The organism is Psychrobacter sp. UBA3962 (genome assembly GCF_002385225.1).
Taxonomy (GTDB): domain Bacteria; phylum Pseudomonadota; class Gammaproteobacteria; order Pseudomonadales; family Moraxellaceae; genus Psychrobacter.
Window position 1 is genome coordinate 32,889 of record NZ_DGDC01000032.1, and the last position, 11,859, is coordinate 44,747.

Here is an 11,859-nt window from a genome sequence, read left to right on the forward strand (position 1 = left end):
ACAAAATTTAAAACACCCAGTTTACTGTATTATCACAAAGGTTAATAGCCCAGCTATACGCCACTTAGCTCTATTCTTAGCTCTTCCACACTAGGAAGCTTATGAAAATTAATAACTGTCACCTCACCCAAGCGTCGACGTCCCAAGGCAGCATTGACATCTAACGTCAGTAAAGCTACCTTTTTGGCATTTCTTTCTAACACCAAATGGTGCTCACGCATCAGGGCCGTGATATCTGGAAAATTCTTACTGATTAAGTTTTTTAGCTTTAACAATTGTTCATTGGATGTTTTGCTAAATGCTCCAGCCTTACTATTAAACTTAGGCTTGGCTTTATCTAAATTCATTTTATTGTTGGCAGATTTATGAAGCCCCTTACCTGCTGTCTTAGGCTTCATAACCAAGCCAATAACGAACAATACCAGAGCACATAAGAGCACCGCTCCGAGCAACACCACGCCACTAAAAGTCTGATTCATACGTCCTCCTATTATTGATAGTATATTATGATACACAAACCCAAGCTTATATAGGTGTTTTATGACCAATGATGTACAACAAGCCATTACTCTACTTCAAAACGCACAACATATCTGCGTCTTAACTGGAGCAGGTATCTCTGCAGAAAGCGGCATCCCTACTTTTCGGGACAAGCAAACGGGACTTTGGGAGAACTTTAGGGCAGAAGATTTAGCCAGTATTGAGGCCTTTGAGCGTGACCCTAAGATGGTTTGGTCGTGGTATCAATGGCGACGCAATCTGGTCAAAGACAAACAGCCCAACCCTGCTCATCACGCTCTAGCCAGCCTACAACAGTGGGCGAAGACTCAGGGCAAAACTTTAAGCCTCATCACCCAAAATGTAGATGACCTTCATGAACAAGCAGGCAGTCAGGTCACTCACTTGCACGGTCATTTATGGAAAAACAAATGCAGTCAATGTGATGTAGCCTACCAAGGTGACATTGATTATAGCCAGGACGCTCTGGTTAATTGCCCTGAATGTGAGGCTTATATTCGACCGGACATTGTTTGGTTTGGCGAGATGTTACCATCGGGTGCTTGGCAGTATGCCGAACAGGCTTCAGCAGACTGTGATGTTTTTATAAGTATCGGTACTTCAAGCTTAGTTTATCCGGCGGCTGGTTTATCACAATTGGCAAAGAGTCAGGGAGCCAAACTAATTGAAATTAACTTGCATCCGACTCAAAACCCATTAATTGATGTGGTATTGGCAGGCAAAGCTGGAGAGGTGTTGCCTACCCTATCTGCCGCACTGCTCTAATGGATTTGGTATAAAAGAGCTATAAAACAAATAACATAAAAAAAGCTAGGCTTTATTACGAAGCCTAGCTTTTTTATTATTTAGGGCCAATGTCACTCTTTACTTTACAAGGACAATTTTATTTTAAAAATACCACAGTGTCCGAAAGCTCATTACCTTCTGGATCGTGCTCTAAGTAGTAATGCTGTTTTAGCAATAAGCCGATTTCATCTAATAAATCCAGCAAGCTTTGTTCTATATTGCCTTTGGCCATACCTGCTATTGCTTTATCACACATGGCTTGCCAAACTGTCGGGCTAACATGAGTATTAATCCCTCTATCTGCCACAATCTCTAAGCTATGCTCGCAAACGTTAACGTATACCAGTACCCCAGTATTTTCCTCTGTATCCCACACTCGGTACAAGCTAAATAAATCAATAGCTCGCTCACGAGTACCTACCCTATAAGCTAGATTAATGGGCAAGTGGTTTTCTATCACTAAGAACACCTCGCCACGATGACCCTTCTCTACTTCGGTGACCTTCTGAGTAAGACGTTGCATGACTTCATCAGATACCCAACGATTGTGCAATATCGGGATGAATATTGCTTGACGCCACCATCTTGCAAAGCTTGGCTCACTGACCACAGTATGTCCTTCAGCGACATTGGGGTGCACAGATTTTAAGTCGGGCTTTGCTTTTTGTTGCATGTCAGTCTTACCTCAAACCTTATTTTTATATTAGCTATCGTAGCCATAGAGAGTTATGTATTAAGGGCATTAATGCGATATGTTACGAGATAAATGCCAGCTTTACCATGAGCCACCAGCACCGCCACCACCGAAGCCGCCACCACCACCGCCAAAACCACCGCCGCCGAAGCCGCCACCACCAAAACCACCGCCACCGAAACCACCACCTGGGAATACAACCACACCCCCACGACGGCCTCTACCACCTTTTCCGCCCCCCTTTCCACCGCCGCCACCGCCGCGTGAAATTAGGAATAGCCATAAAAAGATGGCCATGAAAATAGTGGTAAATAGCCCAGCGCCTGCAGATAGAGCCATCAAGGCAAAACCACCTGTTGCAAGAAACGACCCAAGGATACGGCCTAAAGCTGAGGTTAAAAACATACCAAAGATTAGGGCAATAAGAAAAGTACCAAATAAGGAAGGAGAATCACCCACAGCTTGATTTTGTTGCTGAGCACGCTCTTTGGCTAGGGCATCTGACTGTGCTAAAACATCAGGATCGGCGACCAAACGCTCTTCGATACGGTTAATCCCTTTGACCAAGCCACCCGCATAATCACCTTGCTTAAATGAAGGAGTAATTTCCTCATCGATAATACGATTTAAAGCAGCATCAGGGAGCACCCCTTCTAAACCATAACCTGACAAGATATATATATTACGATCGTTAACTGCGACCAGTATCAATAGACCATCATCGGTATCTTTATTACCCAATTGCCACTTTTCTGCCACCTGCAAACTGTATTGAAAAATATCCATACCATTGGTGGTAGGTACGGTTACTAAGGCGGCCTGGGCCAAGCCTTGATCGTAAATATGACGTAATCTTTGGGTTAATAGTTGTTTTTCTTGAGGGGTAAAAATATTGGCCTGGTCAACCACAGGCGAGTTTAAAATAAGTTTATCGCTATCAACCCCTTGGGCAGTAGATTGACGAGGCTCAGCCGTGGCTACCTCTGATTGACTGCGATTATCCTCAGCACTAGCCTCACCAAGAGTAGGTATATTATCAGTAATGGCCTCGTTGCCGAAAATAGCGTCATTAATAGCTTCGTTTTGTTGGCCAGCTTTGGCAATGGCCACCATATCCTCAACACTTTGGTCGCCCAACTGCTGAGAAGACTGAGATGATGCCGCACTCGAAGCTTCACCATTCACAGCGAAACTTACAGGCGTTACCAATAGGGTCGCGCCTATTATTGACAATATTGACCAACTACGTTTCAACTTTTGCATGCGCATCATCACCACTTTACTCTAAGAAACTTATTTTATAGCTGTCCTCTCATAAAACCCAATTAGCTAAAAAACTAACTAATGAAAAGACAGGTAAATTTGTAGCTTATAGGCCAAATGCTTATAAGCTACTTTATTAAAACAACATCATGTTTAACTGAATATCAGCCAAGGTTTTAGCTAGTCTCTAACTACTCACCGAAATTAACTTCTGGCGCTGTAGAGATTTCTTTCTCATTTTCAACAGTAAAGTTAGGCTTAGGATCCATGCCAAACACTTTAGCAGTAATATTGGTCGGGAACTGACGGACGGTGGTGTTGTAGCCTTGAACCTCTTGAATATAGCGGTTACGAGCTACAGTAATACGGTTCTCAGTACCTTCAAGCTGTGCTTGTAGATCTTGGAACAGTTTATCTGATTTAAGTTCAGGATAACGCTCAGACACGGCCATTAAGCGAGATAAAGCACCGGTCATTTCAGCTTGCGCCGCTTGGTAGTTCTCCATTGCTTGTGGGTCATTCAAGGTTTCAGGCGTTAGCTGAAGGCTACCTGCTCTTGAACGGGCCTCAGCAACCTGAGTGAATACTTCTTGCTCTTGATCCGCATATTGTTTAACCACTTTGACTAGGTTTGGTACTAAGTCATCACGGCGCTGATATTGGTTAACTACTTCTGACCAAGCTGCATTAACTTGCTCATCTTGTGCTTGCAGGTTGTTATAACCACAACCTGATAAGCTCACTGCCGACATGCCTAAAACAGTAGATAACATAAGCGGCTTAAGGATTGATTTACGTGACATAACTACTCCGAAAATTTTCAAATTATTTTACATTAAAGGTAAACCCAGTAATCTCACTTTAGATTTTTTAAACTTAATAGTAAGGTACTGCAATTGTACTGTTGAATGATGTCAAAGCACAATTAATACAATTTTTTGTTACCTAAATACAACCTCTTTACCCCAATATAACGATAGTAATGGCCTAGGCAAAGTCTATCAACTTGCTAATTTTTATATTTTTTTTTATCAAATAGTAAAAAATAATCTAGCAATTTGCTTTTTTTTGTGGCAAATTGCAGTTACTTAGAGGTACTTTTTAGTAACATTTAGCTAATCTAACTTACAGTTACTAAGAGTACAACTTACTTATGTGTTTGTGTTTATCTAATTGTATTGGTTAGATTTTTTCTACAGAACTGTTAATTAAATAAGCGCTGTACACACCTTTAGATTATTACAATTAATTGAGCGACAGGTAAGTTACTCAATTTGTTAACACTAGGAAACACACTATGGAAGGCATCGTAAGTGCTTTAAACTCCGTTATTTGGAGCCCTGCCCTAATCTACCTCTGTTTGGGCGCAGGTTTATTCTATTCAATCATGACCCGCTTTGTTCAAATTCGTCTATTTAAAGAGATGCTTCGTCTTCTTTTTAAAGGCAAACCAGACAATGACGGTATCTCTTCATTCCAAGCTCTTGCTGTTGCCCTTGCCGGCCGTGTCGGTATGGGTAACATTGCCGGTGTTGCTGCTGCTATCGGCTTCGGTGGTCCAGGGGCAGTATTCTGGATGTGGATTGTGGCTTTCTTAGGCGCTTCTACTGCTTATGTAGAATCTACCTTAGGTCAGATTTATAAAGAGCGTGATGTTATCACTGGCGAATATCGCGGTGGTCCAGCCTATTACTTTGAACGAGCTTTAGGTCAAAAATGGTATGGTATTTTATTTGCTATATCTTCTATTATTGCTTGTGGTATCTTCTTACCTGGTGTGCAGGCCAACGGTGTGGTTAACGCTGTAGCCCAAGTAACCGGTGAAGGTACATTGATGAACTTTATGGGCATGGACGTTGGCTCTAGCCGTCTAATTGCTCTAGCTATTATTTTATTAGTGCTAGGTTTCATCATCTTCGGTGGTATTAAGCGTATTGCTAACTTCGCTGAATATGCCGTTCCTTTTATGGCCGTAGGTTATATCGTTTTAGCCATCTTAATCATGTTCACCAACTTCAGTAAAGTTCCTGAAGTATTTGGTATGATTATCGGTGATGCCTTCACAGCTCAAGCAGGCTTTGGTGCCGCTATTGGTTGGGGTGTAAAACGTGGTATCTACTCTAATGAAGCCGGTCAAGGTACAGGACCACACGCCGCAGCTGCTGCCGCCGTGGATCATCCTTCACAACAGGGCTTGGTTCAGGCTTTCTCAGTCTATGTAGATACTCTGCTAGTTTGTTCTGCTACTGCGTTCATGATTTTGTCTACCGGTATGTACAACATTCAAGGCACATTACCTGACGGTCAGTTTATCGTCCAAAATGTTGCTGCAGATATTGAGATTAACTCGCCTTCATTTACTCAAATGGCGATGGAATCAGTGTATGGTACCTTCGGTGACTCATTTATTGCGATTGCGGTATTCTTCTTCGCGTTTACTACTATCTTAGCCTACTACTATATCGCTGAAGTTAACATCTCTTACTTAACCCGCTCTATGGGTAAAGGCGCCAGTAAAACGGGTACCTTCTTAGTAAAAGTTGTCATCATGATTATGGTAGCTTATGGCGCCTTAAACAGCTCAGGCTATATCTGGGGCTTAGGTGACGTAGGTGTTGGCTTGATGGCTTGGTTAAACATCGTTGGTATTATTGTTATCTTCTTTGTAGCCAAACCAACATTAACTATGCTTAAAGACTATGAGGCACAGTTAAAAGCGGGTGGCGGTACTTCAGAAAAACGCTTCGTGTTTGATCCTAAGAAGTTCGGTATCAAAAATGCCACTTACTGGGAAGAGCGCTACAAGCAGACTGTTGAATCCAATCGTAAAAACGATCTTAAATAAATCAGCAAGTTAACAACCCAGTTAATTTAAAAAAACCCGATACTTATAAGCATCGGGTTTTTTTATGTCTGTCTATAATCTACTGCACTAGCCCTCTGGAAAAAGCACCTTATCAATCACATGAACCGTACCATTGCGAGTAGGAATATCGGCCGCTTTAATCATCGCTGTTCGGCCTATGCCATCTTTAATCATCTTTTGATTGGTGATAGTCAATTGATAATTATTAAAAGTGGTCAACCGACTGGGCTGCATTTGCGCTACAGTTAGTGGCTGAGGTGTTTTTAGCACATGATAAGCCAATAAAATACGCAGTAAGGGCTTATTTTGCATCAGCTTTTGTTTGGTCATTGTAGTTTCATTAAACCAAGCCTCAAAGGCGGCATTATCTGGCGCAAAAATTGTGTAATTACTCCCTGCAAATCTAAGCACGCCCGTTAACCCTGCTGCATCAATAGCCTCTACCAATATTGATAAATTAGGATTTCGTCTTGCCAACTGTAAGGCGTTCTCTGAAGCATCATAATTTATGGGGGTAGAAGTAAATGCAGTGGCGGTATTAGATAAAGGAGCTTGCACAGGCTGACTAAGCGCTGAGGAGCTTTGACCGAAGCTGCTATAAATAGCATTGGGCTGTCGCAGCATAGATTCATTAACGATGGAGTTTGTGGCTGAGCCGCTAGAAACAGGCGTCTTAGTCTGTGCATTGCTTGGGCCAGCAGTAAATGCCATTAAAGCCATAGCCAGTGTCCATACGGGCATAGTTTTTATCATAAAATACGTCCTTTTGTATAAGTCACCTTAGTTTATACAAAGAAAATAAGTTGTGTCTATTTTCTTGTATACTCAGACAAACTTTTTTTATGTTATTAATTTTAGGGGTAACCCTGTCAAATTAGTCCCATTAGCTTAGCTACCTTGCTCCATATTGCTATGGATTTATCCCTGTAGAGAATTAGATATTCACAAGCAGTATGCTACACTAAGCTAGATTTTAGAAATCTTATTTGGCAACCCGTAGTTCCAAATATATATAGCTGTAGAAGAGATTTCTGTCCCTGTTAACTCAATATATAAGATAGCACTATGGCCAATTGCTCACATCCTGAACACAATACCCAAAAAGACCTCCCAGAAAATTCTGCAAAAAAAGAACACAATCCCGATAACTTCAATTTAGTACCTCCCGCCACCTTGCCTTATAAAGAGCAGCAACAAACCGCCCGCCAGCGTATCGTTGAACACTTAGAACAACGTATCTTGATGCTTGACGGGGCAATGGGTACCCAAATTCAAACTTTTAAGCTGCAAGAAGCGGACTATCGAGGCGAGCGCTTTGCTGACTTTCATCGAGATGTCCAAGGTAACAACGACTTACTGGTACTGACCCAGCCAGATATCATCAAAAGCATTCACCGCGATCACCTGAATGCGGGGGCCGACATTATCGAAACCAACACGTTTAATGCGACTCAGATTTCTATGGCAGATTATGCAATGGAACATCTTGTGCCAGAGATTAACCGTGAAGCGGCGCGTATCGCTCGTGAAGTAGCTGATGAGTTCACTGCGCAAAACCCTGACAAGCCTCGCTTTGTGGCCGGGGTTATCGGACCAACCTCTCGCACCTGCTCGCTATCACCTGATGTTAACGACCCTGCCTTTCGTAACGTCACTTTTGATGAGCTAGTCGATAACTATACCGAAGCTTTATACGCTTTAATTGAAGGTGGTATTGACCTTATTTTGGTTGAAACTATCTTTGATACCCTAAACGCTAAAGCGGCTATTTTCGCCATTACTGGGGTATTTGAAGTAATCGGTTATGAGTTACCTATTATGATTTCAGGTACGATTACCGATGCCTCGGGCCGTACCTTATCGGGTCAAACCGCTGAAGCTTTTTATAACTCAATTCGTCATGCCAAGCCGCTATCAGTGGGTTTCAACTGTGCTTTGGGCGCTGATGCTTTAAGACCTCACATTCAAACGTTATCGGATATTGCTGATACTTATGTGTCTGCGCACCCCAATGCCGGCTTGCCTAACGAGTTCGGTGAATATGACGAGACTCCTGAAGAAACCGCTGCCCTACTCAATGGCTTTGGTAGAGCGGGAATCCTAAATATCGTTGGGGGCTGCTGTGGAACTCGCCCTGAGCACATCAAAGCTATTCATGACGTGATGCAACAATATCCGCCTCGTAAAGTTCCGACTATCCCACCAGCATGTCGCTTGTCTGGTCTAGAGCCTTTTAATATCACCGAAGACAGCTTATTTGTGAACGTCGGTGAGCGTACCAACGTCACCGGTTCTAAAAAGTTCTTACGCTTAATTAAGACTGGCGAATTTACTGAAGCATTGGATGTGGCGCGCGACCAAGTAGAGGGCGGCGCTCAAATCGTCGACATCAACATGGATGAGGGGATGCTCGACTCCAAAGGGGCGATGATTCACTTCTTAAACTTAGTCGCTGGCGAGCCCGACATTAGCCGTGTGCCGCTGATGATTGACTCTTCAAAATGGGACATCATCGAGGAAGGTTTAAAACGCACTCAAGGCAAGGCGGTGGTGAACTCCATTTCGCTAAAAGAAGGCCATGACGAATTTGTTGAAAGAGCCAAGCTGTGCATGCGCTATGGTGCAGCAATCATTGTTATGGCCTTCGATGAAGACGGTCAGGCCGATACTTTTGAGCGTAAAATCGAAATCTGTCAGCGCAGTTATGACGTCTTAGTTAATGATGTGGGCTTTCCAAGTGAGGACATCATCTTTGACCCCAATATCTTTGCAGTAGCAACCGGTATCCCTGAGCATAACAACTATGGCGCAGACTTTATTAACGCGACCAAATGGATTACTGACAATCTACCCAATGCGATGGTATCAGGTGGTGTCTCAAACGTTTCGTTCAGTTTCCGTGGTAACCCCATTCGTGAAGCGATTAACGCGGTCTTCTTATACCACGCTATTAAAGCGGGGCTAACCATGGGTATCGTCAACCCCGCCATGCTTGAGGTGTATGACGAAATTCCAAAAGAGGCGCGTGAAGCCATCGAAGATGTGATGCTTAACCGCAACCAAGGTGAAAGTGGTCAAGACGCTACTGAACGCTTGATGACTATTGCCGAAGCCTATGTGGCTGGCGGTAAGAAAAACGATGGTACAGTCGATCTATCATGGCGTGAACAGTCGGTTGAAAAGCGCATTGAGCATGCTTTAGTCAAAGGTATTACCACTTACATTGATGAAGATACCGAAGAGGCACGCCTGAAATACCCCAAACCGCTACATGTGATTGAAGGGCCATTAATGGACGGTATGAACGTGGTCGGCGATTTATTTGGGGCGGGTAAAATGTTCCTACCTCAAGTTGTGAAGTCAGCCCGCGTTATGAAACGAGCGGTGGCGGTATTAAACCCTTACATCGAAGCTGAAAAGGTAGAGGGTGAAGTTAAGGGTAAAGTGGTTATGGCCACGGTCAAAGGTGACGTTCACGATATCGGTAAAAACATCGTCGGCGTGGTACTGGGCTGTAATGGCTATGACGTTGTGGACCTAGGCGTTATGGTGCCTTGCGACAAAATTTTGGACACGGCCATTGCTGAAAAAGCAGACATTATCGGTCTGTCTGGTCTAATTACTCCTAGTCTTGATGAGATGGTCTATGTGGCCAAGCAAATGCAAGAGCGTGGCATGGACCTACCTCTCATGATTGGCGGTGCGACTACCTCTAAAGCCCATACTGCGGTTAAAATTGAGCCCAATTATCAAAACGATGCAGTAATTTACGTGTCTGATGCCTCACGCTCTGTGGGTGTGGTGACCAAGCTGCTTTCTAAAGAGCACCGTGTCGAGCTGATTCGTGAGACGCGTGAAGAGTATGAAAAAGTACGCGAGCGTCTGGCCAATCGTAAGCCAAAAGCGGCCAAACTAAGCTATGAAGAGTCTATCGAGCAAGGCTTCCAGTTTGATTGGGAGACTTATACTCCGCCTACTCCGAATGAGCTGGGACAAGTTGTTTTCGACAGCTATCCTATTGAAAACTTACTTCCCTACATCGACTGGACACCGTTCTTTATTTCTTGGGGCTTAGTGGGCAAATATCCAAAAATCTTTGACGATGAAGTCGTCGGTGAAGAAGCCAAAGACTTATTTGGCAATGCCAAAGAGTTGCTACAGAAGTTTATGGATGAGAACTTAGTGACGCCGAAAGGGGTGTTCAAAATCATGCCAGCCAAACGCACGGATCATGACACGGTTACTGTCTATGACAAACCGCCTAGTGAAGGCGGTCAGCCAACCCATGTATTTGAGCATCTGCGTCAACAGTCAGATAAAGCCAGTGGTAAACCCAACTATAGCTTGGCGGACTTTATCTCACCCTCAGATGAACACACTGACTATTTAGGCGGATTTACCGTCTCTATTGAAGGTGCTCAAGAGTTATCCGACTCTTACAAAGAAGCTGGTGATGACTATAACGCCATCATGGTTCAAGCACTTTGTGACCGCTTAGCAGAAGCCTTTGCTGAACATTTGCATGAGCTGATCCGTACTAAGTATTGGGGCTATCAGCCTGAAGAGCAGCTAACCAATGAAGAGCTAATTAAAGAGAAGTATGTGGGTATTCGCCCTGCACCAGGCTACCCTGCCTGCCCTGAGCATACTGAAAAAGGCAAACTGTTTGATTGGTTAGACACCACCAATACCATCGGTACTTATCTAACTGAAAGCTTTGCGATGTGGCCTGCGTCTTCGGTGAGTGGCTTCTACTACTCACACCCGGAGAGTGTCTACTTCAACGTGGGTAAAATTGAGCGTGATCAGTTAGAGGACTATGCCAAACGTAAGGATTGGGATATCAAGACCGCTGAGAAGTGGTTGAATCCTAACTTATCTTAGATGTTCTTTCGTTAGTTATCAATAAAATAAAACCCCTTAAATGGGGTTTTATTTTGCGCTTTTATCTATTAGCAAAAAAGGCTACGGTTTTAAGTTACGAGTCTAAGTTGCATCATTTGACTATTAATATTGAGCATTTAATAATGGCTAAAAGATAACTTTTAGAACATTTCTAATCGTGGCTCACTTGCCAATAAAGGCTTAACCGCTTCCATAAACTTATTGAAATGATCAGATTTTGAGTGCTGTTGCATCGCTTCTTGGTCAGCATATTCTTCAAAGAACAGGACTTCGTTGTCATTTTCAGTACTTTTAAATAATTTATAGGTCACAACGCCCGCTTCTTTTCTACTGTTGGCGATCAATTCATCAGTAAGTTGGTGGAATTGTTCACTTTTGCCCTCTTGTAGAGTTATAAGCGCCACTATTTTAGATTTATTATTTTCTTCTGCCATGGTGTTGCCTCGGTTTGTTTATTGATTAGGTTTAAAAACAATACAGATAATTGTATTACAAATTATATTAACCTAAGAAATACAAGGTTCATTGTAAAAAAATGGTACGAATTGTTATTCCAATTTGAAGTAAGGACTTCGCTTTATACGCAATTATTTTGAACCTATGCCTTCACATTTTTACGAGCCTAATTATGACTTTGAAATCGTTAGTTCTACCCTTAAAAACATTTTGGGCTAGCAAAGAAAACCTCAGTGATAGCTCTAAAAAATAGCTTGAATTTTTGTTTCATCTCTATTCTCTTTGGCTCACCGGCTTCCATTCTACTAAAAAAAAGCGGACTTTTTAGTAAGCCCGCTTTTTTAGTTTCTATGTCCCGTCCTGAAATAAG

At 42.9% G+C, this 11,859-nt stretch carries 9 protein-coding genes; 3 read left to right on the top strand and 6 right to left on the bottom strand.

All coding sequences use genetic code 11. The features are described 5' to 3' along the window. Window positions 1-53 precede the first annotated feature (53 nt). Entirely contained in the window at window positions 54-479 is a 426-nt protein-coding gene (locus B3S92_RS08030) for a hypothetical protein (protein ID WP_296204706.1), read from the bottom strand. Between the two features lie 61 nt (window positions 480-540). Between B3S92_RS08030 and B3S92_RS08035 the strand changes: the two genes are divergently transcribed. Then, window positions 541-1,284 (top strand): SIR2 family NAD-dependent protein deacylase, encoded by a 744-nt coding sequence (locus tag B3S92_RS08035; protein WP_296204708.1) that lies wholly within the window; start codon window positions 541-543, stop codon window positions 1,282-1,284. Between the two features lie 118 nt (window positions 1,285-1,402). Here B3S92_RS08035 and B3S92_RS08040 read toward each other — a convergent pair whose 3' ends face one another. From B3S92_RS08040 to B3S92_RS08050, 3 genes are all read right to left on the bottom strand, one after another. Then, window positions 1,403-1,978: a TPM domain-containing protein gene (locus tag B3S92_RS08040; RefSeq protein ID WP_077451624.1), complete on the bottom strand. Its 576-nt coding sequence runs from the start codon at window positions 1,976-1,978 to the stop codon at window positions 1,403-1,405. Between the two features lie 102 nt (window positions 1,979-2,080). Next, window positions 2,081-3,262: a TPM domain-containing protein gene (locus tag B3S92_RS08045; protein ID WP_296204711.1), complete on the bottom strand. Its 1,182-nt coding sequence runs from the start codon at window positions 3,260-3,262 to the stop codon at window positions 2,081-2,083. Between the two features lie 191 nt (window positions 3,263-3,453). After that, window positions 3,454-4,065: a LemA family protein gene (locus B3S92_RS08050; protein ID WP_296204713.1), complete on the bottom strand. Its 612-nt coding sequence runs from the start codon at window positions 4,063-4,065 to the stop codon at window positions 3,454-3,456. Window positions 4,066-4,559: 494 nt separating this feature from the next. Between B3S92_RS08050 and B3S92_RS08055 the strand changes: the two genes are divergently transcribed. Continuing rightward, window positions 4,560-6,107, top strand: a complete 1,548-nt coding sequence (locus tag B3S92_RS08055; RefSeq protein ID WP_296204715.1) for an alanine/glycine:cation symporter family protein — start codon at window positions 4,560-4,562, stop codon at window positions 6,105-6,107. A gap of 87 nt (window positions 6,108-6,194) precedes the next feature. Here the strand turns inward: B3S92_RS08055 and B3S92_RS08060 are convergent, their stop codons facing one another. Continuing rightward, on the bottom strand, window positions 6,195-6,881 hold the full coding sequence (locus B3S92_RS08060) for a fasciclin domain-containing protein (RefSeq protein WP_296204718.1): 687 nt from the start codon (window positions 6,879-6,881) through the stop codon (window positions 6,195-6,197). Between the two features lie 312 nt (window positions 6,882-7,193). Here B3S92_RS08060 and metH point away from each other — a divergent pair, with 312 nt between their 5' ends. Then, complete coding sequence (gene metH, locus B3S92_RS08065) at window positions 7,194-11,012, top strand: methionine synthase (RefSeq protein ID WP_296204720.1); 3,819 nt, start codon at window positions 7,194-7,196, stop codon at window positions 11,010-11,012. Window positions 11,013-11,173: 161 nt separating this feature from the next. Here metH and B3S92_RS08070 read toward each other — a convergent pair whose 3' ends face one another. Beyond that, window positions 11,174-11,467, bottom strand: coding sequence for a putative quinol monooxygenase (locus B3S92_RS08070; protein WP_296204722.1), 294 nt, complete (start codon window positions 11,465-11,467; stop codon window positions 11,174-11,176). Window positions 11,468-11,859: the final 392 nt, after the last annotated feature.

What these genes read in the sequence shown, in the direction of transcription:
- B3S92_RS08030 (WP_296204706.1), bottom strand. Translation starts at nt 479, where the DNA reads ATGAATCAGACTTTTAGTGGCGTGGTGTTGCTCGGAGCGGTGCTCTTA.
- B3S92_RS08060 (WP_296204718.1), bottom strand. Translation starts at nt 6,881, where the DNA reads ATGATAAAAACTATGCCCGTATGGACACTGGCTATGGCTTTAATGGCA.
- B3S92_RS08070 (WP_296204722.1), bottom strand. Translation starts at nt 11,467, where the DNA reads ATGGCAGAAGAAAATAATAAATCTAAAATAGTGGCGCTTATAACTCTA.
- metH (WP_296204720.1), top strand. Translation starts at nt 7,194, where the DNA reads ATGGCCAATTGCTCACATCCTGAACACAATACCCAAAAAGACCTCCCA.
- B3S92_RS08045 (WP_296204711.1), bottom strand. Translation starts at nt 3,262, where the DNA reads ATGCAAAAGTTGAAACGTAGTTGGTCAATATTGTCAATAATAGGCGCG.
- B3S92_RS08035 (WP_296204708.1), top strand. Translation starts at nt 541, where the DNA reads ATGACCAATGATGTACAACAAGCCATTACTCTACTTCAAAACGCACAA.
- B3S92_RS08055 (WP_296204715.1), top strand. Translation starts at nt 4,560, where the DNA reads ATGGAAGGCATCGTAAGTGCTTTAAACTCCGTTATTTGGAGCCCTGCC.
- B3S92_RS08050 (WP_296204713.1), bottom strand. Translation starts at nt 4,065, where the DNA reads ATGTCACGTAAATCAATCCTTAAGCCGCTTATGTTATCTACTGTTTTA.
- B3S92_RS08040 (WP_077451624.1), bottom strand. Translation starts at nt 1,978, where the DNA reads ATGCAACAAAAAGCAAAGCCCGACTTAAAATCTGTGCACCCCAATGTC.